Raw genomic sequence first — 24,090 nt, 5'->3', positions numbered from 1 at the left:
GGGGCGGTCAGTCTCCGACTTCCACAACTCCACCCGGCTTGGAACGGTCCGTTCGACAGCGGTCATCGCTCGCGGACGGAAGCCGCGAGGAGCGCGAGCGGAGATAGCGCCCCGAGTGGGGCGAATCACTGCAAGTAGCGCATTACTTGCGGGTAGCCAAACTGGGCGGGTGGTCATACCCTGCCTGCATGGCATCCCCGACGGTTCCCGCCGAAGGCGCGGCAGGCTCTGCCGAAGGCCCGGCGAACACTGCCGAAGGCGCGGCGGACTCTGCCAAGGGCGCGGCAGAGCACACGCTTCCCCGGACTCTGGTCGACCGGCTGGTCTCGCACGTCGCCTCGGACGGCGCCGAGACCGCGACGATCCCGAGCCCCTTCACCGGTGAGCCCCTCGCGACCGTTCCGCTGTCGAGCCCCGAGGACGTCCGGGCCGCCTACGAGCGGGCGCGCGAGGCGCAGCGGGCCTGGGCGGCGCTGCCCGCGGGGGAGCGCGCCAAACCCTTCCTGCGGCTCGCGGACGCGCTCGTCGACCGGCGCGCGGAGATCCTCGACATCATCCAGCTGGAGACCGGCAAGGCGCGCCGGCACGCGATGGAGGAGTTCCTCGACGTCGCGCTGTGCTCGCTCTACTACGCCCGGCGGGCGCCGCGGCTGCTGAAGCCCCGCCGCCGCAAGGGGATGATGCCGGGGCTGACCCGCGTCCAGGAACTGCGGCACCCGAAGGGCGTCGTGGCGCTGATCGCGCCGTGGAACTACCCGTTCGCGCTCGGCGCCAGCGACATCGCTCCGGCGCTGATGGCGGGCAACGCGGTCGTCCACAAGCCGGACACCCAGACGTGCCTGTCCAGCCTGTGGGTGCTGGACCTGCTGGTCTCGCTCGGGCTGCCCCGCGATCTCTGGCAGATCGTCGTCGGCGATCCCGCCGAGATCGGCGACCCGCTGGTGGACGACGCCGACTACGTCTCGTTCACCGGCTCCACGCGCGGGGGCAAGGCGATCGCGGAGAAGGTGGCGCCGCGGCTGGTCGCCTACTCGCTGGAGCTCGGCGGCAAGAACCCGATGATCGTCATGCCGGACGCCGACGTCGAGCGCGCCGCGCGCGGCGCCGTCCGCGCGTGCTTCACCAACGCCGGCCAGCTGTGCATCTCGATCGAGCGGATGTACGTCCACGAGGACGTCTACGACCGGTTCGTGCCGCGGTTCGTCGAACTCGTCAAGGGGATGCGGCTCGGCACCGGCCTGGACTTCGACGCCGAGATGGGCTCGCTGACCCACAAGCGCCAGCTGGACGCGGTGACGGCGCACGTGGACCAGGCCGTCAAGGAGGGCGCGACCGTCCTGACCGGCGGGAAGGCCCGTCCCGACGTCGGCCCGCTGTTCTACGAGCCGACGGTCCTCGCGGACGTCAACGGCGACATGGACCTGTGCGCGAACGAGACGTTCGGCCCCGTCGTCGCGGTCTACAAGTACCGGGACGAGGACGAGGTCGTCGCCCGCGCCAACGACACGCCCTACGGGCTGAACGCGTCGGTGTGGACGAAGAACCCGGCGCGGGGCCGCCGCCTCGCCGCCCGCATCCAGGCGGGGACGGTCAACATCAACGACGGCTACGGCGCCGCCTACGCCTCCTACGACTCCCCGATGGGCGGGATGAAGCAGTCGGGCGTGGGACGCCGCCACGGGGCCGAGGGGCTGCTGAAGTTCACCGAGGTGCAGACCGTCGCGAGCCAGCACTTCATGGACCTGGAGCCGCCCGGCGCGATCGGCTACGACACCTTCGCCGACTACATGGCCACCGGCATCAAGCTCATGAAGAAGCTGCGGATCAAGTAGGGATCTCCTGTGAAGCATGACTTCGACGTGCTCGTCGTCGGGTCGGGGTTCGGCGGCAGCGTCGCGGCGCTCCGGCTGACCGAGAAGGGTTACCGGGTCGGCGTCATCGAGGCCGGCCGCCGCTTCGACACGAACCCGGACGGCGCGCCGGGGTCCCGCTATCCGGAGCTGCCGAAGACGAACTGGCGCATCGCCCGCTACCTGTGGGCGCCCGCGCTCGGCCTGACCGGCATCCAGCGGATGCACCTCATCCGCGGCGCGAAGTCGAGCCGCGTGATGGTGCTGGCGGGCGCGGGCGTCGGCGGCGGATCGCTCAACTACGCCAACACGCTGTACGTCCCGCCAGAGCCGTTCTTCAAGGACCGGCAGTGGGCGCACATCACCGACTGGCGGGACGAGCTGGCGCCCTACTACGAGCAGGCCAAGCGCATGCTCGGCGTCGTCCGGAACCCGACGACGACGGCGGCCGACAAGGTCATGAAGCGGGTCGCCGACCGGATGGGCAAGGGCGAGACCTTCGTCAAGACGCCGGTCGGCGTCTACTTCGGGAGCGGCGCCGGGATCGAGAGCGCCGACCCCTACTTCGGCGGGGCGGGCCCGCGCCGGCGCGGCTGCCTGGAGTGCGGCGAGTGCATGGTGGGCTGCCGCCACGGCGCGAAGAACATGCTGACGGAGAACTACCTGTACCTGGCCGAGAGGGCGGGCGCCCGGGTGATGCCGCTCAGCCGCGTCACCTCGGTGCGGCCGCGCGCCGGCGGCGGGTACGAGGTCGAGATCGTCCGCACGGGCTCGTTCGGCCGCAACCGCAAGACGCTCACCGCCGAGCAGGTCGTGTTCGCCGCCGGCACCTACGGGACGCAGAAGCTCCTGCACAAGCTCAAGTCGACCGGGCTGCTGCCGCGCCTGTCCGACCGGCTCGGCGCCCTGACCCGCACCAACTCCGAGGCGATCCTCGGCGGCGGGCGCCGCAACGGCAGGCCGGGGCCGGACTTCTCCGAGGGCGTGGCGATCACGTCGTCGTTCCACCCGACGCCGGACACCCATATCGAGCCTGTCCGGTACGGCCGGGGCTCGAACCTGCTCGCCTCCCTCCAGACCCTCCTGGTGGACGGCGACCGGCCGGGCGAGCGGCACACGCCCCGGATCCGCAAGTTCGCCCGCGAGGTGCTGCGCAAGCCGGGCGACCTCCTCCAGCTCTTCGACGTCCGCCACTGGTCGGAGCGCACGGTCATCGCCCTGGTCATGCAGACCCGCGACAACTCGATCACGCTGCGGCCGAAGAAGGGCCCGTTCGGCTGGGACGTCCGCGCGACGGCCGGGCACGGCGAGCCGAACCCGACGTGGATCCCCGAGGGGCACGAGGCGACCCGCCGGATCGCCGAGGAGATCGGCGGCATCCCGGGCGGCGCCTGGGGCGACCTGTTCGACATCCCGATGACCGCGCACTTCCTCGGCGGCTGCGCCATCGGCGACTCCGCCGAGACGGGGGTGATCGACCCCTACCACCGCGTCTACGGGCACCCGGGCCTGCACGTCGTGGACGGCTCCGCCGTCTCGGCCAACCTGGGCGTCAACCCGTCCCTCACCATCACGGCGCAGGCCGAGCGGGCCATGGCGTTCTGGCCGAACCGCTCGGAGGACGACCCGCGTCCCGCGCTCGGCGACTCCTACCGTCGCGTGGCCCCCGTCGTCCCGAAGAACCCGGCCGTCCCGGCCGAGGCCCCCGCCGCCCTGAGGCTCCCGATCGTCGGCATCACCTGAGGACGGACGAGTCCGGCGCCGGAGCGGGCCACCGCTCCGGCGCCGGGCGTCAGGATCAGGCGCGGTAGGCGGCCCACTGGTTCTTCATGCGGGTGGACTGGCCCGGCGTGAACTCGTACATGCACGAGTCGTAGCTGTAGTCCATGAAGTTGTGGATGGGGTCGGCGCCGGCCGAGGAGCAGGTGTCGCGGCCGGTGGGGCAGCCCGAGGCGGGGCTCTGCTCGGCGGGCGTGTCGGAGACGCTGTCCCCGGTGGTGCTGCACCCGCCCTGGAACGTGTGGTAGAGCCCCATCCAGTGGCCCACCTCGTGGGTTCCGGTGTCGCCCTCGTTGTAGTTGCCCAGCGAGCCGCCCGGAAGGCTCTGGTAGTGGATGACGACGCCGTCCATCTTGGGCTTGGATCGGTAGCCGCTCGGGAACGTCGCCCAGCCGAGGAGGCTGCTGCCGAGGTCGGCCGTGTAGAAGTTGAGGTCCTGCGCGTTGCCGGTGTGCAGGGCCGACTTCATCTGGGACTCGTAGCCCTCGGGGTCGGAGAACCAGGCCGCGTTCTGCGTCCGCCTGATCTCGGCCAGAGTGAACGTGACGCCGCTGCTGGCATAGGCGTTGTTGAGGACGCTGAGCTGCTTGGTCAGGACCGAGTCGGACACGTTGCCCGCGCTGCCGTAGACGACCTGGAAGTGCACGCGGACGGTGATGGCCGCCGCCGTGCTCGTCTTCCTCAGCTTGCCGAGGCGGTTCTGGAAGTCCTTCTCCATCGCGGCGACCTGGGCCGTTCCCGGCTGGTTCCGCTCGGTGGCGTGGGCCCCGGCGCGGACGCGGGCCTGGGCGGGCTGCTCGGCGCACACCGTGGGCGAGGCGGTGCGGACGGACGGGGCGGCCAGCGTGGCGGGGGCGGCGGGGGCGTACGCCGTGAAGGCGGCGGCCATGCCGAGGACGGCGGCGATTCCGGCGCGTTTCATGGAACTCCTTGGGGGTGCGGCGCGTGCGGGGGAGCGCGCGCGTGGGGAGCGGAGTCATCGCTGGAACCAGGGTGGATGCGAACAAACAACACGTCTTTAGCAAACCTGGACGAACAGGCGCGGGTAATGCTGAATACGGCACCGTAGCGCGGCGGCGTAGCGTGTCCCCATGGACGTGGAGGAGGAGGCGTCGCGGATCCTGGCCGAGCTGCGAGCCCAGGCCGACCCGGTGCGCGCCGAAGGGGAGAAGCGCTACCTGAAGAGCGACCTCGCCCATATCGGCGTCCCGGTGCCCGCGTTGCGCAAGGTCGCGCTGTCGGCGGTCAAGAGTGCGCCGACCCGAGAGGAACTGGTCGCCCTCGCGGTGACGCTCTGGGACGTCACCGAAGAGGGCCGCCCGGTGCACGAGGCCCGCATGGCCGCCATAGAGGTCCTCGTGAAGCGGGTGGCGCTGCTGGAGCCGCGCGATGTGGAGCTGACGGAACGGCTCGTCAGGGACTCGGCGAGCTGGGTCTACGTCGACCAGCTCGCGGAGAAGGTCGTCGGCGCGCTGGTCGTCCGCAACCCGGACCTGGCGGCGGTCCTGGACGCGTGGGTCGCCGATCCCTACATGTGGGTGAGACGCACGGCCATGCTGGCACTCCTGGCGGGCGTCCGAGCCGGCGACCCCGATCTCGACCGCATCGGCCGGTACGGGGACGCGCTCATAGGCGAACGCGAGTTCTTCATCCGCAAGGCGCTCGGCTGGGTGCTCCGGGAGCTGTCCAAGAAAGACCCGGAGTGGGTGGCCGCATGGGTCGAGCCACGCGTGGGCACCGTCTCAGGCGTCACGCTCCGCGAGGCCGTCCGTCACCTCCCACCCGAAGTCGCCACCCGTCTCAAGCCCGCTTCCCGGTGAAACCGCCGGAGGCGGGAGGGAGCGCTAGGCGCGGTAGGCGGCCCACACGTTGTGGATGCGGGTGCCCTGGCCCGGAGTGAAGGACGTCATGCAGGTGTCGTAGCTGTAGTCCATGTAGTTGTGCACCGGGTCTTCCCCGGGGGCGGGGCAGGTGTCCTTGAAGGACGGGCAGCCGTTCGTGGGGTCGCGCTCGGCGGGAGTGTCGGCGACGCGGTCGCCCTCCCCGCTGCAGCCGTCCTGGAAGGTGTGGTAGAGCCCCATCCAGTGCCCGACCTCGTGGGTCGCGCTGAAGCCCTTGTTGAAGTTCTCGATGGAACCGCCCGGCAGGCTGGCGTAGTGGACGGTCACGCCGTCCATCTGGGGGTCGGAGGTGTACTTCCAGGGGAACGTCGACCAGCCGAGCAGGTCGCCGCCGATGTAGGTGCTGTACAGGTTCAGCGTCGACTTGCCGCCCTTGTGCAGCTTCGGCTTGTAGGTGCCCTCGTAGCGTTCCGGGTCGCCGAACCATGCCGCGTTGTCGGTGCGGCTCACGGCCTTGAGCGTGAAGGAGACGCGCGCGTTCGCGCCGCCGTTGCCGCCGCCGTAGGACGTGTTCAGCGTGCCGATCTGGCGCTGGATCATCGCGTCGGACACGTTGCCCTTCGCGCCGGCGTGGATCACATGGAAGTAGACCGGAATGGTGATCTGCGCCGCCCTGCGCTGGCCCGCGCTCTTCGAGGCGCCATGCTTCCCCAGGCCGAGCCCGTCCAGGATCCGGTTCAGGCGCCTCTCCACGGCGGCTGCCTCGGCGGGGCTGAGATCCATGCGGTCTCGGGCATGGCCGTCAGTCCGGTGACGCGCCACGGCCGCCGCCGGCGGGTGCGCGCAGTCGTCGCCACGGCTTTCGTGCCCTGGCCGCCCGGATGGTCCGGTGCTCGCGGACGGCGCCGGCTGCCCGAAGGTCGCGGCGGGGACGAGGGCGGCGAGCAGAGCGGCGGCGGCGAGCGGCTTCACGGCACTCCTAGGGACGGCGTTCCGGCGAGCGCGGCGTTTCGGAGAAACGACGCTTCACCGAACACAGGGTGTCATCAACTGATATCAGACCGCAGTCATGCTGTGCGTGTGATCAAGGTAAATGGATGCCGACCGTTATAGGACAGTCGCCCCCAGTGACGATCATGTCGGGGACCGGGCGCATCGGCGCAGGCAGCGGCCCGTAGACTGGGAAGTCCCTTCCGGCCGGGCGAAAGGCGTAGTTGGTGGTCGCAGACCAGTCCTTTGACACCGTCCTCGTCGTCGATTTCGGCGCGCAGTACGCGCAGCTGATCGCACGACGGGTCCGCGAGTGCCATGTGTTCAGCGAGATCGTGCCGTCGACCATGCCGGCGGCGGAGATGCTCGCCAAGCGGCCCAAGGCGATCATCCTCTCGGGCGGGCCCGCGTCGGTGTACGCCGAGGGCGCTCCGGTCGTGCCGGACGGCCTGTTCGACATCGGCGTCCCCACGCTCGGCATCTGCTACGGCCACCAGGTCATGGCGCAGGCCCTCGGCGGGACGGTCGAGAACTCCGACGTGGCCGAGTACGGCGGCGCCACCGTCGCCGTCGCGTCCCCCGGCATGCTGTTCGCGGGCCTGCCGCACGAGCAGGCGGTGTGGATGTCCCACCGCGACTTCGTGAGCAGCGCCCCGGCGGGCTTCACCGTGACGGCCAGCACCGACGTCACCCCGGTCGCGGGCATGGAGGACCTGGAGCGCGGCTTCTTCGGCGTCCAGTTCCACCCCGAGGTCCTGCACACCCAGCACGGCATGGAGATCCTGCGGCGCTTCCTCTACGAGGGCGCCGGGTGCCGGCCGAACTGGACGATGGTGAACATCGCGGACGAGTCGATCGAGGCCGTCCGGGAGCGGGTCGGGGACAAGCGGGTGATCTGCGCGCTGTCGGGCGGCGTGGACTCCGCCGTCGCCGCCGCGCTCGTCCAGCGCGCCATCGGCGACCAGCTGACCTGCGTGTTCGTCGACCACGGCCTGCTGCGCAAGGGGGAGCCCGAGCAGGTCGAGAAGGACTTCGTCGCCGCCACCGGGGTGAACCTGCACGTCGTGGACGCCCAGGAGCGCTTCCTGTCCGCCCTCGACGGCGTCACCGACCCGGAGGAGAAGCGCAAGATCATCGGACGCGAGTTCATCCGGGTGTTCGAGGAGGCGGCCCGGGAGATCGTCCACGGCGGCGCGGGTTCCGCCGGAGAACCGGCCGAGCCGGTCGAGTTCCTCGTCCAGGGGACCCTCTACCCGGACGTGGTCGAATCGGGCGGCGGCACCGGCGCGGCGAACATCAAGTCGCACCACAACGTCGGCGGCCTGCCCGAAGACCTCCAGTTCAAACTGGTCGAGCCGCTGCGGACGCTGTTCAAGGACGAGGTCCGCGCGCTCGGCGAGCAGCTCGGCCTCCCGGCCGAGATCGTCTGGCGGCAGCCGTTCCCCGGCCCCGGCCTCGGCATCCGCATCATCGGCGCCGTCACGCGCGACCGCCTGGACATCCTCCGGGACGCCGACGCCATCGCCCGCGAGGAGCTCACCCGCGCGGGCCTCGACCGCGACATCTGGCAGTTCCCGGTCGTCCTGCTCGCGGACGTGCGGTCGGTGGGCGTGCAGGGCGACAGCCGCACCTACGGGCACCCGATCGTCCTGCGCCCGGTGACCAGCGAGGACGCGATGACGGCCGACTGGGCGAAGCTGCCCTACGACGTCCTGCAGCGGATCTCCACCCGCATCACCAACGAGGTCCGCGAGATCAACCGCGTCACCGTCGACATCACCTCCAAGCCCCCGGGCACCATCGAGTGGGAGTAGGGCGGCCCACCAGGCACGGCTGAGGCCCGGACGGAATCCGTCCGGGCCTCTCGCCTACCGTCGGACGCGCCCGCGGCCGGACGTGCCCGTCGTCAGACCGTGGCGGGGGCCAGCGCGGCCTCGGCGTCCAGCGTCGCGGCGGTCGCGTTCACCACGGCGGCGATCCGCAGCACCTCCTGGACGAGCTCGCGCGACAGGCCGGCCTCGCGGACGACCTTCTCGTGCGACTCCAGGCACCGCCCGCAGCCGTTGATCGCCGACACGGCGAGGCACCACAGCTCGAAGTCGACCTTCTCCACGCCGGGCCTGCCGATGATCGACATCCGCAGCCGGGCCGGGAGGGTCGCGTACGTCTCGTCCCCGATCAGGTGGGTGGCGCGGTAGTACACGTTGTTCATCGCCATGATCGACGCGGCGCCCTTGGCCGCCTCGAACGCCTCGGCGGACAGGTGGTCGCCCGCCTCCTCGGCGAGTTCGCGGATGACGACGGCGCTCCGCGTGGCGAGGGCGCAGGCCAGGACCGTCCCCCACAGCTGCTGGTCGGTGAGCTGGGAGGTCGAGGTCAGCGAGCCCAGGTTGAGCTTGGTGTCCTTGGCGTAGCCCGGGAGGGCGCCCTTCAGCGCGTCAACGCTCATGATCATGCGTCCTTTCGTGCGGACGGCCGGCCGCGGGTCGCGCGGCCGGCCGCCGTCGGTCCGTGGTCGGACTCCGCCGGGCCGGGCCCGGCGAGGGGCTCAGGCCCCGGCGAGCAGCTTGGTCGCGTCGAGCGTGTCCTCGCCCTTGTTCCAGTTGCAGGGGCACAGCTCGTCGCTCTGCAGGGCGTCCAGGACCCGCAGGACCTCCTTGACGTTCCGGCCGACGGAACCGGCGGTCACCATGGCGAACTGGATCTCGTTGTTCGGGTCGACGATGAACGTCGCGCGCTGGGCGACGCCGTCCTCGGTGAGGATGCCGAGCGACTCCGAGAGCTCGCGCTTGAGGTCGGACAGCATCGGGAACGGGATCTCCCGCAGGTCCGGGTGGTCCTTGCGCCACGCGTAGTGGACGAACTCGTTGTCGACGGACGCGCCGAGCACCTGCGCGTCGCGGTCGGCGAAGTCCTCGTTGAGGCGGCCGAACTCCGCGATCTCCGTCGGACAGACGAACGTGAAGTCCTTGGGCCAGAAGAACACCACGCGCCACTTGCCCTCGTAGGACTTGTGGTTGATCGTCTCGAACGCGTTCTCGGCGTCCAGCGAGACGCAGGCGGTGAGCTCGTACTCGGGGAACTTGTCACCGACAGTAAGCACGCATGCTCCTTCATCATGAGAATGGGGTCGCCTCCGCATGGGGAGGCGCAGGAGGGCCGCGGGCTCTTCGCCTCGGCGGCCGATGTCACTCACAGTGCCCCGACTCGATCAAAAAGAGAAATCGATGGATCCCACAAGCGCGATAGGCGCGGCCTATCAATGTGGCGGACGGTGTGCTGACCGGCGAAAAGAGAGCGGTCGGTCCGCCGGCCGCCCGTCCGGTAGACATAGATCACACAGATGCGCCCATATCGGGTCTAACTCTGCGTAGCGCGCAAGTGTAGGGCGCTCGGCTCTCCCCGGACAACAGGCGACATTGGTGACGGGTGCCGTTGCCGCGCCGCCGGCCATCCCCAGGACCCACTGCCGTCCGTCATGATCTGGCCGGCGCGGTTCCAGGGGTGAGGGCCGCCTTGAGGACGTCCCGGAGCGGGGTCGGAGGGCGGTTCAGCAGCCGGCCGAGGGCGGGATCGACCTGCGAGAACTCGCTTCGGCGAGCCGCGGCGAACATGGCCGTGAGGATGTCCGCCCCGTGCTCGGGGACGCCGTGCGCGATCAGGCCGGACCGGTACTCGGCGTCCGGCACGACCACGTGCCTGATCGGACGTCCGGTGATCTCGGAGGCGAGGGCCGCGACCCCGGCCATGCCGACCGCCTCGCCGCCCGTCAGGGCCGGGGTGACGCCGTCGAAGACCTCCTCGGCCAGCGCGGCCGCGGCGGCTTCGGCGAGATCGTCGTGGGAGGTCCAGGAGACCGGCCCGTCCTCCGGCGCCGCCAGCTCGCCGGTCCGCAAGGCGGTGTCGAGGAGCGCCGCCGTCGTGGACGCGTAGAAGCCGTTGCGCAGCGATGTGAAAGGGACGCCCGAGGCTCGCAGCGCGTCCTCGGTGGCGGCGTGGTCCCGCATGGGCGGGAAGAGGGAGGACGGGCTCGTGCCCATGTGGCCGGTGTAGACGATCCGGCCGGCGCCCGCCTTGACGGCCGCGTCGATCGCGGTGCGGTGCAGGCGCAGCGCCGCCTCGCCGGTGGTGTCGGCGGACACGATCAGGATCTGCGACGCGCCCTCGAACGCGCGGGCGAGGCTCTCGGGATCGGCGAAGTCGCCCCGGCGGACGCGGACGCCGCGTTCACGGAGGTCTCCCGCCTTCTCCGGATTCCGGACGCTGACCCCGATCTCCTCGGCGGGGACGCGTCCGAGCAGGCGCTCGACGGTCATCCGGCCGAGTCGCCCGGTGGCCCCGGTGATGATGATCATTGCTTCCGCCCCTTCGCCGAATCAGTGCTAACGAAATCACGGTAACACCGATACTTGAACAGTGCTAACCCAAGTCTGTTATCGTCGTTAGCATGCAGGAAGGGCATTCCGGTGACGGACCGCGGGAGCGCATCCTCGCCGCCACCGCCGAGCTCCTGGCCGAGGGCGGGCGCGAGGCCGTCTCCACGCGCGCGGTGGGGGTCGCGGCCGGGGTCCAGGCGCCGACCATCTACCGGCTCTTCGGGGACAAGGGCGGCCTGCTCGACGCGGTCGCCGCCGAGGGCTTCGCGGCCTACCTGGCCGCCAAGGCCGGCCCGCGACCCGACGCCGACCCGGTGGACGACCTGCGCGCCGGATGGGACGAGCACGTCGAGTTCGGCCTGGCCAATCCGGCCCTCTACATGCTCATGTGCGAGCCCCGCCCCGGGAGGGCGCCGGCGCCGGCGGCGGTCGCCGGGTTCGAGATCCTCTCCGCCCGCATCCGGCGGATCGCCGAGGCCGGGCGGCTGCGCGCCGGTGAGGAGCGTGCCGTCCGGCTCGTCCACGCGGCCGGCTCCGGCACGACCCTCGCACTGATCGCGATGCCCGAGGGCGACCGCGACCCGGGGCTGTCCGTCATGGCGCGCGAGGCGGTCATCACGGCGATCACGACGGACGCTCCCGTGCCGGCGGCGCCCGGCCCGGTCGGCGCCGCCATCGCCTTGCGCGCCGCCCTTCCCCAGGCCGTCGCCCTGACCGAACCGGAGCGGGGCCTGATGCGGGAATGGCTCGACCGCATCACCGACCACTCTGGCTGACCCTCGCCTGAGGGCGGCCCTCGACGGCGCGAGGGGCCGGCTCAGCGGGGCCGGGCGGCGGCGTGGACGGCGAGGGCTTCGGCGGCGTCGGCGAACATGTCGGCCAGGCCGGACAGGGAGGTCGGGATCTCGCCGTCCAGCCAGGCGACGAGGTTCTCGTTCCACCCGGCGACCAGCATCGTGGCGGTGAAGCGCATGCGCGCGTCGGCGTCCGGCGGGATGTCGTAGAACGTGCGGGCGTACTCGATGACCAGGCGGGCGTAGTCGCGGCGGGCGGCGTGCTGGCGCGCCCGCAGGACGGGGCTGGCCGCCGCCTCGACCAGCACCACGCGGATCTTGCGGGGGTCGGTGCGGCCCGTGTCCAGCGCGGCCAGGGCGGCGGAGCGGACGGTCGTGCGCAGGTCGGCGTCCGGTCCGGCGGCGGCCACTCCCCGGGCGGCGGCCTCGGCGATCTCCGCGACGATCCGGTCGTGGACCTCGGTGAGCAGGGCGTCGAGGTCGGTGAAGCTCTCGTAGAAGTAGCGCGGGTTGAGGCCGGCGCGCGCGCAGACCGCGCGCAGGGACGTCCCCCGGACGCCCTCCGCCGCCAGCAGGTCGAGGGCCGCGTCCAGGAGGGCGGCGCGGCGGTCGGCGCGGCGGCGGTCGGCGGTCACGCCGCCGTACGGGCGAGGACTCACCCCGCAATCTTGACACAGCCGTTGCCAGAACCTACTTTTCTGGCAACATGCGTAGCCAGATGGGGAGGCCCCCGTGCCCCGCTCCAGCGACACAGACCCCCTGACGACGGACACCGCAGCGCCCCGGCCCGGCGAGCCGGACATGGCGCGCGTCTTCGCGCCGCTCCTGCGCGAGCACGACTACGTCATCGACCAGATCGACGGGAAGCTCCCGCCCGGCCTGACCGGGACGCTGTACCGGATCGGCCCCGGCAAGTGGGAGGTCGGGCGGACGCTGATGCACCACCTCTTCGACGGCGACGGGATGGTCTCGCAGTTCGCCTTCGACGGGCGGTCCGTGCGGTTCCGCAACCGGTACGTCCGGACGCCGCAGTTCAGGCAGGGCATGGTCGCCGACGGGCCCGTCCGGCCGGGGGTCGGAACCCCGCTTCCCGGCGGCTTCTGGGCCAACTTCGTGAAGGGGAAGGGGCCGGCGAACCCCGCCAACACCGGGATCGCCCTGCACGCCGACCGGCTGCTGGCCCTGTGGGAGGGCGGTCCGCCGCACCGGCTCGACCCCGACACGCTGGAGACGCTCGGCGTCCACGACTTCGACGGGCGGCTGCGCGGCGCGCTCAAGGCGTTCTCCGCCCACCCGAAGTGGGATCCGGTGACGGGCGAGATGTTCAACTTCGGACAGGACTTCAGTCCGCTGCCGTCCCTGAACTGCTGGAAGGTCGACCGGCGCGGCCGGCTGCGGCGGCTCGCCCGGGTCCGGATGGCGAACATGCCGTGGAACCACGATGTGGCGCTGACGACCGACCACATGGTGTTCGTCCTGGACCCGTACATGGTCGACCTGCGCACGATGTTCGGCGGCGGCGCGTCGGTGTTCGACGCGATCCGGCACCGTCCCGAGAAGGGGACGCGGTTCGTGCTGGTGCCGCGCGACGGCGGTCCGGCGCGGGTCGTGGAGCACGAGGCGCTCGTGCACGTCCACGTGGCGAACGCCTTCGAGGACGGCGCCGACACCGTCGTCGACCTGGTGCTCTTCGACGACTTCGAGGCGATCAGGCGTGACCTGTCCGACTTCCGCGCCCGCTTCACCGACCTGCCGTCCAGCAGGCTGACGCGCTGCCGGATCACCCCGGCGGGACGGGTGATCGAGACGCCGCTCTCCGACCTGCCCGGCGAGTTCCCCCAGTACGACTGGCGCCGCTCCACGCGCAGGCACCGCTACACCTACATGACGGGACGGACGGGCCCGAGCGGTGAGTACGACACCGTCCTGAAGGTCGACAACGACACCGGCCGCACGCAGGCGCACGAGGCCGGCCCGCACACCTACGTGGGCGAGCCCGTCTTCGTGCCCCGCGCGCCGGACTCCGCCGAGGACGACGGGTGGCTCCTGGCGGTCGTGTATCTCGCGGCGGAGCACCGCTCGCGGCTCACCGTCCTGGACGCCAGGGACCTCACCTCCGTCGCGGACCTCCACCTGCCGCATCACATCCCGTTCGGCTTCCACGGCACCTTCACCCCGCGCGTCGCCGACCCCGACGCGCCCATTCCCCATCCCGACCGCCTGCCCGTCCGCTGAGCGCCTGCCCGCTGTGGTGAACACCACCCCGCCTCCACCTGGGACAAGTCACGGTGCGTGATCGGCCTTGGGTAATGTCTGCGGCAGGATGGGGATCAGCAGACCGACGGTGGCCCAGTTGCGGGCGTTCCTGGCATTGGCGGAGTACCTGCATTTCCGGGACGCCGCCGCCGCTCTCCGCATGAGCCAGCCCGCCCTGTCCGGGGCCGTGGCGGCGCTGGAGGAGGGCCTCGGGACGCAGCTCGTCGAGCGGACGACGCGCAAGGTCCTGCTGACTCCCGCGGGGGAGCGGGTCGCGCGGCGGGCCGAGACCGTCCTGGCGGAACTCGACCGGCTGGTCGAGGAGGTCCAGGCCGTCCGGGGGATGCTCGTCGGGCCGCTCAGGGTGGGCGTCATCCCGACCGTCGCGCCGTACCTGCTGCCGGTCGTCCTTCCCCGGCTCGCCAAGGAGTTCCCCGACCTGGAACTGTCCGTCCACGAGGAGCAGACCGGCCACATCGTCGCGGAACTGCTCGCCGGACGCCTGGACGTGGTGCTGCTGGCGCTTCCCGTGCCCGCGTCGGGCGTGACGGAGCTGCCGCTGTACGACGAGGACTTCGTGCTCGTCGCGCCCGCCGGCTTCGAGCTGGGAGCGACCGGGGTCGCGCGGGAGGCGCTCAACGACCTCGACGTCCTCCTGCTGAACGAGGGCCACTGCCTGCGCGACCAGGCGCTGGACGTCTGCCGGGAGGTGGGGGCGCGCGCCGCCGCGGCGACGTACGCCACGAGCCTGGCGACGCTGGTCCAGCTCGTGTCGGGCGGCCTCGGGGTGACGCTCGTCCCCGAGACGGCGCTGCCCGTGGAGACCCGCCGGGCGCCGAACCTCGGCCTGCACCGGTTCGCGGCCCCGGCGCCGTTCCGCCGCGTCGGCCTGGGCTTCCGGTCGACGTCGCCGCGCGCGGACGAGTTCGAGGCGCTCGCCGCGAGCGTCCGCGCCGCCCTCTCCGAGTCGGCCGCGGCGGAGTCGGGCACGGCGGAGTCGGGCACGGCGGGGCCGGGCGCGGCCCCCGGCATCCGCCCCGCCTGATCCCCGGCTCTGATCCTTCGGGTTAACGCCCAGGTCAAGCCGCGGCCAGGCGAGGTCAAGTCTGCGTCAGGGGACGGCCTCGCAATCGCGATGCGCGTTCGTGCGGCGGCGTGACGTCACCATGCTCGGGGGCGAGGAGGAGGCCCCATGTCCCCGAAGCTCAGCGTGGTCGTGCCGTTCCACAACACCGAGGAGTACCTCCAGGAGTGCCTGGAATCGCTGGCGGGCCAGACGCTGGGCGACCTTGAAGTGATCATGGTGGACGACGGGTCCACCGACAACGGCGCCGTGATCGCCAAGGACATGTGCGGCCGCGACCCGCGGTTCCGGCTCCTCACCCGGGAGAACGAGGGGCCGGGGCCCGCCCGCAACGCGGGGGTGCGGCAGGCGAGGGGCGAGTACCTGGCGTTCGCCGACGCCGACGACGTCGTGGAGCGCGAGGCGTACGCGCGGCTGGTCGCGTCCCTTGAGCGGACCGGGTCGGACCTGGCGTCCGGCAACGTCCAGCGGATGGACGACGACCGGACCTGGCAGTCGCACCTGCACGACGGCCTGTTCACGCAGTCCCGTTCGAAGACGCATGTGTCGTCCATGCCGATGCTCATGCGCGACCGGACGCCGTGGAACAAGGTGTACCGGCGGGCGTTCTGGAACCGGACCGGTCTGGAGTTCCCCCCGGGCTACTACGAGGACCCGCCTGTCACGGCGCGCGCGCACGCCCTGGCCCGTTCCGTGGACGTCCTCAGCGAGACGGTCTACTTCTGGCGCAGGCGTCCAGGGTCCATCACAGAGGACCGCTACGACTGGGACAACTTCAGCCAGCGCATGCGCTCCGCCCGGGTCGTCCGGGACGGTCTGGCCGACTACGCCCCGCAGCTCCTGAACGCCTACGACGAGCACGTGCTGATCCCCATCGAGCTTCGCGTCCTGTTCGAGGCCCTCCCGAGGACGCAGGACGAGAACCGCGGTGAACTCGTGGCCATGGGGGCGGCCCTGGCCCGGCAGGTGAACGCGCGCGTCCTCAGGCGGCAGCCCGCGATGACGCGCCTGCAACTGCACCTGCTGTGCCGGCGGATGCTGCCGGAGCTCCTGGAGGTGCTGCGCTTCGTCCAGCTGCGCAAGGCGGCGGACGCGCCGCGCGTGCGGCGCGGCCTGCGGCACCGCTGGTACGCCGAGTACCCGTTCTTCGAAGACGAGGACCGGGGCGTCCCCGCGCACGTGTACGACGTGACCGACGAGCTCAGGCCGGTCGCGGCGATCGACCGGGCCACCTGGGCGGACGGGCTGCTGCGCCTGGAGGGCCACGCCTACGTCCGGCATCTGGACGCCTCCAGCGAGGACGGGTCCCGGATCCGGCTCTGGCTGGTGGCGGCCAACAAGCGGGGCCTCGTGCGCGTCCCGGTCCGGAGGGTCCGCAGGCCGGACGTGACCGCCGGGTCGCGGCAGTCGAACGTCTCCTACGACTGGTCCGGCTTCGTCGCGGAGATCGACCCGTCCGCGCTGCGGATGTTCGGGCGCTGGCGGGACGTCGACTGGGTGCCGTGCGTCGAGATCGTCAACCGGGGGCTGCGGCGCCGGTCGACGTTCACCGGCCCGCGGCTCACCGGGCGGCAGTGGCCGCGGGACAGGGAGTGCGCGCCGGGCGTGCTCGTCCAGGGCGTCGCGGGCCGGAACCGCTTCGTGATCCAGGTGCGCCGCACGCCGGCGGCGGTCGTCGGCTGCCACCTGGAGGGCGGCGAGCTGTGGCTGGACGGCTGGAGCCGCGTCCCGCTCGGGGACGAGCCGCGCGTCACCGCCACCCCGAGGACGGGGCGGGCCACGGTGCTCGGCCCGGTCGAGCCGGTCGGCGCCGACGGGTTCCGGGCGCGGCTGCCGGTCGCCGGGCTGGCCCGGCGGCAGGGCGACTGGGAGATCGCGCTGTCGGAGGGGATCCGCCCGTACCTGGACGAGGACGCCGCGGGCGCCGCCTTCTCCGTCCCCGGCGGGGAACTGGAGATCGCCAGGACGCGGCGCGGCACGCTGCGGATCGTCTCCCGCGGGCGCGTCCTCGCCGTCGAGGAGGTGTCGTGGTCGCCCGAGGGCGCCCTGCGCCTGGCGGGCACGTGCTCGGAGCGGATCGGGCGGCCCGACTCGCTGGTCCTGCGGCGGCGGCGGTCGAGCGAGGAGCACGCCGTCAGGCTGCACTGGGAGGACGACCGGTTCACCGCGGTGTTCTCGCCCGCGCGCATGCCGGTGCTCGGACTGTCGCGCCCGCTGGTCTCCGGCCGCTGGGACGCCCTCGCCACCGTCGGCGGGGAGGAGCGGCCGGTGGTCGTCCGCCGCCACAGCCTCCGCGACCTGCCGGAGCCGTTCGAAGCGGGCCTGCACCGGATCACCGTCCGGGCCCAGAAGACCGACCAGTTGCAGTTGCGCGTCGAGACGGCCTTGGACGACGACGAGCGCGGAGCCTACGCGCAGAGCCGCATCCGGTCCGGGCACTACCGGCGCCACCTGAACCTGCCCGTCCGTGAACTCGCCGTGTTCGACGCGTACAAGGGGCGCCAGTACTCGTGCAACCCGCGCGGCATCTATGACGCGCTGCGGCGCCGCGAGACCGACCTGGAATGCGTGTGGGTCACCGAGAACGGGCAGTTCGGCAAGCCTTCCGGCGCCCGCACCGTCCTGGCCGGGACGCGGGAGCACTACGAGGCGCTCGCCCGCGCGCGCTACATCTTCGGCAACTGGTCGCAGCAGGAATGGTTCACCAAACGCGAGGACCAGACCTACGTGCAGTGCTGGCACGGGACGCCCCTGAAGAAGCTCGGGTACGACGTCAAGCAGATGCCCTTCAAGCGCACCGAGGGCGTGGACTGGATGGAGCACGACGTCCCTCAGTGGGACCTCCTGCTCGCCCAGAACGCGTTCTCCGTGCCGCTGTTCCGGCGCGCGTTCGGCTACACCGGGGACGTCCTCGAAAGCGGCTACCCCCGCAACGACGTGCTGAGCAGCCCGCACCGCGACGAGATCGCCGCGGCGGTGCGGCGACGGCTCGGCATCCCGGAGGGCAAGCGGGTCGTCCTGTACGCACCGACCTGGCGGGACGATTTCCACCACGCGATCGGCAAGCGCGCGTTCCGCCTCGAATTCGAGATCGACAGGTTCCGGGCCGCGCTGGGCCGCGACCACGTCCTGCTGCTGCGGACGCACTACCTCGTCACCGACCGCCCGAGGCTGCGGCCGGGCGACTGCGTCATGGACGTCTCGGTCTACCCCGACATCTCGGAGCTGTTCCTCATCAGCGACGTGCTCGTGACCGACTACTCGTCGTCGATGTTCGACTTCGCCGTCACCGGCCGCCCGATGGTGTTCTTCACCTACGACCTGGAGCGCTACCGCGACCACGTGCGCGGCTTTTACTTCGACTTCGACGCGGAGGCGCCGGGGCCGCTGCTCGCCACCACGCAGGACGTCGTCGAGGCCCTCCGCGAGCCCGCCGCGCTGGAGACCGGGTTCCGGGACGCGCGCGCCGCCTTCGCCGCCCGGTACTGCCCGCACGACGACGGCCACGCGGGCGCCCGCGTGCTCGACCGGGTCCTCCGCTGAAGCCCCGCAAGCCCACGAATCCCCGAAAGCCCAGTACGGAGCCGCTCGTGTCCCCGCAGATCAGCATCGTCGTCCCCATCCGCAGCACCGGCGGCCGCCTGGCGGAGTGCCTGGAGTCGATCGCGGGGCAGACGCTGCGCGACATCCAGGTGCTCATGGTGGAGGACGGTCCGGACTACGGCAGTGCCGCGAAGGACGCCGCGGCCGACGACGCTGCCGTCGCCAAGGAGTTCGCGGGCCGCGACGACCGTTTCGCCCTGCTGCAGCCCGCCCCCGGCACGGCGGCGGCCGACGCGGGCGTCGAGCAGGCGAAAGGCCGCTACCTCACCTTCGCCGACGGTGAGGACACAGTGCCGCCCTACGCCTACGAACTGCTGGTCGGGACCCTGGACAACACCGGTTCGGACCTCGCGGGCGGAAACGTCATGTGCCTGGACGAGGAACAGGCGTGGCAGTCGCCGCTCCACAGCGACCCCTACGCGGAGACCGTGTTGTCCACGCACGTGACCCGCCATCCCGCCCTCCTGCAAGACAGGACTGTGTGGAACAAGGTCTACCGGCGCTCGTTCTGGGACGCGTACGGCTTCGAGTTCGGAACCAGCGGTGACCTCCTCATCGCCGTGCAGAGCCACGTGCTGGCCTCCGCCGTGGACGTGCTGGACGCGACCGTCTATTTCTGGCGGGACCGTCCCGGAACGGGCTTGCGCACGCGCCCCGACCCAGCCGACATCACCGCGCGCATGGCGACCCTCGCGAAGACGCGGGAATTCGTCCGTACGCAAGCGCCGGACCTTCTGACCGTCCACGACATGTACGCGCTCGACCTGGACGTGCGCGAACTGATGCTCGCCCTGCCCGCGGCCACCTGGGAGGAGCGCGAACACCTGGTCGAACTGGGCGCGGAGGTCGTCGCCGGCGCCGGGCGCCGCGCCACGGCCGGGCTTGAGGCGATCAGGCGGCTGGAGACGTACCTGCTCGGCGAGCGCATGCTGCCCGAACTGCTGGAGGTGCTGCGCTTCGAGGAGGGCGGCCTGCGGGGCGTCCCGCTGGTGTCGCGCGGCCGTCTCCGGCAGCGCTGGTACGCCCGCTACCCCTTCTTCGACGACGCTGAGCGGGGCGTCCCGGAGGACGTGTACGACGTCACCGACGAGCTGGCGCTGTGGGCGGACGTCGACCGTGTCGAGTGGGACGTCGACACCCTCATCGTCGAGGGGCACGCCTGCTTCGACCGGTTCGCCGTGGCGTCGGTGACCGATTCCCGGATCCGCGTGTGGATGCGCGACGTGCGGACCGGCAAGGAGATCCGGCTGCCGGTGGAGCGCCGCTACGTCCCGGAGGTCACGGCGCGCTCAGGGCAGGCGAACGTCTCCCTCGACTGGTCGGGCTTCACGGTACGGGTGGAGCCCGAGTACCTGCTGGACAACGACGAGTGGCGGACGGCCACCTACGAGCTGTTCGCCGAGGTGACGACGGCCGGGCGCAGGGCGGTGCAGCGGCTGACCGCGATGGCTCCCGCCGTCAGGTGGACGTCGCCTCGGCAGGTGGACGAGCATGTGGCCGTCCAACCGGCGGCGGGCGACGACGACGTGTTCGTCGTTCACGTCAAGCGGGCCAAGGCCGTCCTCACCAGGCTCGGCCTCGACGGCGACGCGCTGGTGCTGTCCGGCTGGACGCGGCGCGCGCTCGGTGCCGGAGCCGCGATGGTCGCGGTCCGGCGGCACGGGGGAGACGAGGTCCGCGGGGAGGTGACGCTGCGGCAGGCGGCCGTCCTGCGGATGGCGGAGGGCACCGGGTTCGACTTCACGGCGAGGCTGCCCCTGAAGTACCTGGCGTCCGTGCCGAACAGCACGCCGAACAGCACGCCGAACACCGTCCCGTACGGCACGCACCTGCGCGACGTCATCGACTGGGACATCCGGTTGACGGGCGAAGGCGGCCCGCTGCGGCTCACCGTCGCGAGCAACGTCAAGCCCGCCCGCTTCGCCCTGCCCGAGAGCGTGGGGCGCGGCCGGGAGTTCGCCGTCAGCCGCACCGCGTTCGGCAACCTGCGCGGAGTCGAGCGCAGCTTCCGCCCGGTCGTCACGGGCGCCGCATGGGACGCCAACGGACTGCTCACGCTGAGAGGCGACTTCGCCGACCCGGAACACCGCCCCGACCGCTTCGTCCTCCGGCGGCGCCGGTCCGGCGACGAGCACCGCGTCCCCGTCACCTGGGAGGGAGACCGGTTCACCGCCGCGTTCCTCCCCGCGACGGTGTCGGTGTTCGGGACGGACCTGCCGCTGAGCAGCGGTACCTGGGACCTGGTGGCGCCCACGCGATCGGGAGAGGTGGCCGTCGTCGTCGAACGCGAGGCCATCCCCGACCTGCCCGACCGTCATCGCGCGGGCACGCACGAATTCGAGCTCGGCGTCCACCAGATCGACGCGCTGATACTGCACAGCCGCGTCTCCCTGGAGGACGACGAGCGCGGCGGACACGCGCAAACCCTTCTTCAGCAGAGGGACTACACCGTCTACCTGCGGAACCCTCTGGCCGACATGGTGCTGTTCAGCAGCTACAACGGCTCCCAGTACAGCTGCAGCCCGAGGGCCGTCTATGAGGAGCTCATCCGCCGTGACGCCGACCTGGAATGCGTGTGGGTCTCCCAGGACGGCCAGTTCGCGGTGGACGGAAAGGCCACGACCGTCCTGGCGGGGAGCCGCGAGCACTACCGCGTCCTCGCGCATGCCCGGTACGTCGTCGCCAACCACGCGATGCCGCCCTGGTTCTTCAAGCGGACAGGTCAGGTCTACCTCCAGACGTGGCACGGCACCCCGTTGAAGCGCCTCGCCTACGACCTCCAGGACATGCCGTACCAGCGCACCGAGCGGCTGGACTGGATGGAGGAGGAGGTGCCGCGATGGGATCTCCTGCTGTCCTCCAGCCCGTACGCCACCCAGGTCATGCGGCGGGCCTTCCGGTACGAGGGCGAGGTCCTGGAGACGGGGTTCCCGCGCAACGACATCCTCAGCACGCCCGAGTGGGAACGCATCGGAACCCGCGTCCGGAAGCGCCTGGGGATCCCGCAGGGCAAGAAAGTCGTCCTCTACGCGCCGACATGGCGGGACGACCGGCATCACGCAGAAGGCAAGCAGGGTTTCTCGCTGGAGCTGGACGTTGAGACCATGCGCCAGGCCCTGGGCGACGACCACGTCCTCCTCCTGCGGACGCACCACTTCATCACCGACCGGGACCGGATCGCTGCGGGCCGGCTCGCCGGCGGCGACGCTGGCCCCTTCGTCATCGATGTATCCCAGTATCCCGACATCGCCGAGCTGTACATGGCCGCTGACGTGCTCGTCACGGACTACTCGTCCGCCATGTTCGACTACGCCATCCTGGGCCGCCCCATCGTCCTCTACACCTACGACCTGGACTGGTACCGCGACCACGTGCGCGGCTTCTACTTCGACCTGGAGGCCGAAGCGCCCGGCCCGGTCGTACGGACGTCGGCGGAGGTCGCCGAGGCGGTCAGGGCGGCGTCCGCGAGCGAGCAGCGCTACGCCGACGCCTACGACCGCTTCTTCGTGAAGTACTGCCCGCACGACGACGGCCAGGCCGCGTCCAGGGTGGTGGACCGCGTCTTCGGCAAGGCCTGACGGCAGGGAGGGGCCCGCCGTTCAGCCCGGACGGCGGGCCCGTGCGAACAGCCAGACGCCGGGCCACGAGGCGACCGGCAGGCGCCGCTCCAGCGAGGCGGACAGGCGCAGCGCCTCGTTGGCCAGCGGATGCAGCGGAGCCAGGTCCTCGCGCCGCACCGTCCGGTTCCTCAGCAGACGCAGGAGCGGGCGGTGCAGAACGCCCCTGCTCCACACGCGTTCCAGCACGAGCCCGGCGCCCTCCAGCAGTTCGGCCAGAGTGCGGCGAGAGTAGCGGCGGACACGTCCGAGAGCCACGTCCTGCGCCGACCACAGAGCCATGTCGCAGGGCACGGACACCAATGCCGTCCCACCCGGCCGCAGCACCCGCACGACCTCCGCGGCCGCTCGCCCGTCGTCCTCGACATGTTCGAGCACGTCGAGAGCCAGCGCCAGGTCGAACCCGCATGGCGGCAGCGGCAGGTAACGCGCGTCGCCCTCGTAGGCCTCGACGCCGTAGGCGCGGGCCAGCGCGACGGCGTCCGGGCTCAGATCGATCGCGGTGGCGCTCCAGCCGTGGTCGGCCAGGACGCGGCAGGCCGCCCCGGACGCGGCGCCGATGTCGACGGCCGTCCCGGGCACGCTGAACCGCAGCAGTTCCGCGGACAGGATCTCGCGGCGCTCGCGGTACCACCAGTTGTCGTTCTCGATCCGCGCGATCCGCTGGAGCTCGGTGGTGTCCACCGGACAAGCCGACCGCACCGGCGGCGGCGCGTTCCATCGACGCCGCCGCCCGCGCACGGATCGTTGACGCCGGTTTGACCCCGCCCCGGACGTGCGCGCCGGCGAGCGCCTCCCGCGATCAGCGCTTCCGGCGGCGCCGCACGAGGAAGCGGACGATCAGGAGCACGACGACCAGGGCGCCGACCGCGGGAACGGCCCGCTTGGCGATCGACGGGCCCGCGAACTCCAGCAGGTCGATCGCGTCGTCCTCCTCCGCCTGCCGCCTGTCCTCCAGGCGCCGCACGCGCCCGCCCTCGTCTCCTCCGGCCGCGGTGGGCGGCGGCAGAGGCTCCTTGGGCTCCGCCCGGACGGGCGCGGGCTCGGCGGCGGGCTGCTCCGGCGTCGCGGGGGCCACGCCCGTCTCCGCCTCCAGCTCCGGTTCGGCGGCCTTCTCAGGGCTCTCCGGGGTGGCGGAGGGCGCGTCCGTGGGCGCCACGGCAGCGGTGGCCGGCGTGTCGGCGGTGGCCTCGGCGGCGGCCTCCCCGGGGGCCTCCAGCTCGGCGGCCAGCTGCTTCGCGAACCGGGCGATGATCTTGGAGCCGACCTCGGACAGGATGTTGCGGCCGAACTGCGCCGGGCGGCCCGTCACGTTCAGCTTGGTGTGGACGCTCACGCGGGTGGCGCCGTCCTCCCCGTGCAGCCGCGCCTGCACGGTCGCCGCCGCCGTCCCCGAGCCGCGGGCCTCCTTGGCGGACGCCTCCATCGTGACGACGCGGGACGACTCGTCCGCCGAGACGATCCGCGCGGTGCCGCGGTAGGTGATGGTCATCGCGCCGACCTTCACCTTCATCCGGCCCGAGTACTCCTCGCCGTCGATCGAGTCGAGCGTCGCGCCCGGCATGCAGGCCGCGACGCGCTCCACGTCGAGCAGCACCGACCAGGCCTGATCCACCGGCACAGGGACGGTGAAATCGTGGTCGAGCTCCATGATCAGTGTCCTTATCGTCCGGAGTCCTCGCCCCGACCCTACGGCGGCCGCCCGTCGCGTCGCCAGTGGGGCCCCGGGCACCTCGGTACGCCTCAGGCACCCCGGTGTACCCCGCCCAGCAGTGATCATGCGGCACGGGGAACCCGGGGCGCCGGAACGCACGCGGCCGGACGCCGGGGCGACGGCGCCCGGCCGCGTGCTCCCGCCGCGCGGGCGGGTCAGCCCGCGGCGGCCGCCAGCGCGCGCGCC

17 protein-coding genes are annotated in these 24,090 nt (G+C 71.9%); 9 read left to right on the top strand and 8 right to left on the bottom strand.

The genetic code is table 11. The features are described 5' to 3' along the window. Nucleotides 1-188 precede the first annotated feature (188 nt). Both ABWI04_RS29990 and ABWI04_RS29985 read left to right on the top strand, forming a co-directional pair. A complete protein-coding gene (locus ABWI04_RS29990) occupies nucleotides 189-1,832 on the top strand; it encodes a succinic semialdehyde dehydrogenase (RefSeq protein WP_353834540.1) in 1,644 nt (547 codons plus the stop codon). A 9-nt stretch (nucleotides 1,833-1,841) separates the two neighbouring features. Next, nucleotides 1,842-3,593, top strand: a complete 1,752-nt coding sequence (locus ABWI04_RS29985; RefSeq protein WP_353834539.1) for a GMC oxidoreductase — start codon at nucleotides 1,842-1,844, stop codon at nucleotides 3,591-3,593. A 55-nt stretch (nucleotides 3,594-3,648) separates the two neighbouring features. Here ABWI04_RS29985 and ABWI04_RS29980 read toward each other — a convergent pair whose 3' ends face one another. Further along, complete coding sequence (locus ABWI04_RS29980) at nucleotides 3,649-4,551, bottom strand: zinc metalloprotease (protein WP_353834538.1); 903 nt, start codon at nucleotides 4,549-4,551, stop codon at nucleotides 3,649-3,651. A gap of 169 nt (nucleotides 4,552-4,720) precedes the next feature. Here ABWI04_RS29980 and ABWI04_RS29975 point away from each other — a divergent pair, with 169 nt between their 5' ends. Beyond that, entirely contained in the window at nucleotides 4,721-5,449 is a 729-nt protein-coding gene (locus tag ABWI04_RS29975) for a DNA alkylation repair protein (protein WP_353834537.1), read from the top strand. Between the two features lie 24 nt (nucleotides 5,450-5,473). Here the strand turns inward: ABWI04_RS29975 and ABWI04_RS29970 are convergent, their stop codons facing one another. Next, nucleotides 5,474-6,253 (bottom strand): zinc metalloprotease, encoded by a 780-nt coding sequence (locus ABWI04_RS29970; protein WP_345176544.1) that lies wholly within the window; start codon nucleotides 6,251-6,253, stop codon nucleotides 5,474-5,476. 434 nt (nucleotides 6,254-6,687) lie between these two features. Between ABWI04_RS29970 and guaA the strand changes: the two genes are divergently transcribed. After that, complete coding sequence (guaA, locus tag ABWI04_RS29965) at nucleotides 6,688-8,274, top strand: glutamine-hydrolyzing GMP synthase (RefSeq protein WP_345176547.1); 1,587 nt, start codon at nucleotides 6,688-6,690, stop codon at nucleotides 8,272-8,274. Between the two features lie 92 nt (nucleotides 8,275-8,366). Here guaA and ahpD read toward each other — a convergent pair whose 3' ends face one another. From ahpD to ABWI04_RS29950, 3 genes are all read right to left on the bottom strand, one after another. Next, complete coding sequence (gene ahpD / locus ABWI04_RS29960; RefSeq protein WP_345176549.1) at nucleotides 8,367-8,909, bottom strand: alkylhydroperoxidase, AhpD family; 543 nt, start codon at nucleotides 8,907-8,909, stop codon at nucleotides 8,367-8,369. Between the two features lie 99 nt (nucleotides 8,910-9,008). Next, nucleotides 9,009-9,563, bottom strand: coding sequence for a peroxiredoxin (locus ABWI04_RS29955; RefSeq protein ID WP_345176552.1), 555 nt, complete (start codon nucleotides 9,561-9,563; stop codon nucleotides 9,009-9,011). Between the two features lie 373 nt (nucleotides 9,564-9,936). Continuing rightward, on the bottom strand, nucleotides 9,937-10,815 hold the full coding sequence (locus ABWI04_RS29950) for an NAD(P)H-binding protein (RefSeq protein WP_345176554.1): 879 nt from the start codon (nucleotides 10,813-10,815) through the stop codon (nucleotides 9,937-9,939). Between the two features lie 92 nt (nucleotides 10,816-10,907). Between ABWI04_RS29950 and ABWI04_RS29945 the strand changes: the two genes are divergently transcribed. Then, entirely contained in the window at nucleotides 10,908-11,612 is a 705-nt protein-coding gene (locus tag ABWI04_RS29945) for a TetR/AcrR family transcriptional regulator (protein WP_345176557.1), read from the top strand. Nucleotides 11,613-11,653: 41 nt separating this feature from the next. Here the strand turns inward: ABWI04_RS29945 and ABWI04_RS29940 are convergent, their stop codons facing one another. Then, nucleotides 11,654-12,289, bottom strand: a complete 636-nt coding sequence (locus tag ABWI04_RS29940) for a TetR/AcrR family transcriptional regulator (RefSeq protein WP_345176559.1) — start codon at nucleotides 12,287-12,289, stop codon at nucleotides 11,654-11,656. 73 nt (nucleotides 12,290-12,362) lie between these two features. Here ABWI04_RS29940 and ABWI04_RS29935 point away from each other — a divergent pair, with 73 nt between their 5' ends. The 4 genes from ABWI04_RS29935 to ABWI04_RS29920 all read left to right on the top strand — a co-directional run bounded on the left by ABWI04_RS29935 (nucleotide 12,363) and on the right by ABWI04_RS29920 (nucleotide 22,151). After that, nucleotides 12,363-13,865 carry a carotenoid oxygenase family protein gene (locus ABWI04_RS29935; protein WP_345176560.1) on the top strand — a complete coding sequence of 501 codons (1,503 nt, stop codon included), beginning with the start codon at nucleotides 12,363-12,365 and terminating at the stop codon, nucleotides 13,863-13,865. Nucleotides 13,866-13,953: 88 nt separating this feature from the next. After that, a complete protein-coding gene (locus tag ABWI04_RS29930; protein ID WP_353834536.1) occupies nucleotides 13,954-14,931 on the top strand; it encodes a LysR substrate-binding domain-containing protein in 978 nt (325 codons plus the stop codon). A 147-nt stretch (nucleotides 14,932-15,078) separates the two neighbouring features. After that, nucleotides 15,079-18,513, top strand: coding sequence for a bifunctional glycosyltransferase/CDP-glycerol:glycerophosphate glycerophosphotransferase (locus ABWI04_RS29925; protein ID WP_353834535.1), 3,435 nt, complete (start codon nucleotides 15,079-15,081; stop codon nucleotides 18,511-18,513). Nucleotides 18,514-18,560: 47 nt separating this feature from the next. After that, on the top strand, nucleotides 18,561-22,151 hold the full coding sequence (locus ABWI04_RS29920; RefSeq protein WP_353834534.1) for a bifunctional glycosyltransferase/CDP-glycerol:glycerophosphate glycerophosphotransferase: 3,591 nt from the start codon (nucleotides 18,561-18,563) through the stop codon (nucleotides 22,149-22,151). 21 nt (nucleotides 22,152-22,172) lie between these two features. On the opposite strand, the gene ABWI04_RS29915 is transcribed toward ABWI04_RS29920, so the two are convergent. Together ABWI04_RS29915 and ABWI04_RS29910 are read right to left on the bottom strand one after the other, a co-directional pair. After that, entirely contained in the window at nucleotides 22,173-22,874 is a 702-nt protein-coding gene (locus tag ABWI04_RS29915; RefSeq protein WP_345176570.1) for a class I SAM-dependent methyltransferase, read from the bottom strand. 118 nt (nucleotides 22,875-22,992) lie between these two features. Beyond that, nucleotides 22,993-23,841, bottom strand: a complete 849-nt coding sequence (locus ABWI04_RS29910) for an SRPBCC family protein (protein ID WP_353834533.1) — start codon at nucleotides 23,839-23,841, stop codon at nucleotides 22,993-22,995. Nucleotides 23,842-24,090: the final 249 nt, after the last annotated feature.

It is taken from the genome of Actinomadura sp. NPDC000929, from assembly GCF_040492065.1.
In the GTDB taxonomy this organism is placed as follows: domain Bacteria; phylum Actinomycetota; class Actinomycetes; order Streptosporangiales; family Streptosporangiaceae; genus Spirillospora; species Spirillospora verrucosospora.
This window is presented reverse-complemented; position numbering and strand designations above follow the sequence as displayed.

What these genes read in the sequence shown, in the direction of transcription:
- ABWI04_RS29990 (WP_353834540.1), top strand. Translation starts at nt 189, where the DNA reads ATGGCATCCCCGACGGTTCCCGCCGAAGGCGCGGCAGGCTCTGCCGAA.
- ABWI04_RS29980 (WP_353834538.1), bottom strand. Translation starts at nt 4,551, where the DNA reads ATGAAACGCGCCGGAATCGCCGCCGTCCTCGGCATGGCCGCCGCCTTC.
- ABWI04_RS29975 (WP_353834537.1), top strand. Translation starts at nt 4,721, where the DNA reads ATGGACGTGGAGGAGGAGGCGTCGCGGATCCTGGCCGAGCTGCGAGCC.
- ABWI04_RS29970 (WP_345176544.1), bottom strand. Translation starts at nt 6,253, where the DNA reads ATGGATCTCAGCCCCGCCGAGGCAGCCGCCGTGGAGAGGCGCCTGAAC.
- ahpD (WP_345176549.1), bottom strand. Translation starts at nt 8,909, where the DNA reads ATGAGCGTTGACGCGCTGAAGGGCGCCCTCCCGGGCTACGCCAAGGAC.
- ABWI04_RS29950 (WP_345176554.1), bottom strand. Translation starts at nt 10,815, where the DNA reads ATGATCATCATCACCGGGGCCACCGGGCGACTCGGCCGGATGACCGTC.
- ABWI04_RS29945 (WP_345176557.1), top strand. Translation starts at nt 10,908, where the DNA reads ATGCAGGAAGGGCATTCCGGTGACGGACCGCGGGAGCGCATCCTCGCC.
- ABWI04_RS29930 (WP_353834536.1), top strand. Translation starts at nt 13,954, where the DNA reads ATGGGGATCAGCAGACCGACGGTGGCCCAGTTGCGGGCGTTCCTGGCA.
- ABWI04_RS29925 (WP_353834535.1), top strand. Translation starts at nt 15,079, where the DNA reads ATGTCCCCGAAGCTCAGCGTGGTCGTGCCGTTCCACAACACCGAGGAG.
- ABWI04_RS29910 (WP_353834533.1), bottom strand. Translation starts at nt 23,841, where the DNA reads ATGGAGCTCGACCACGATTTCACCGTCCCTGTGCCGGTGGATCAGGCC.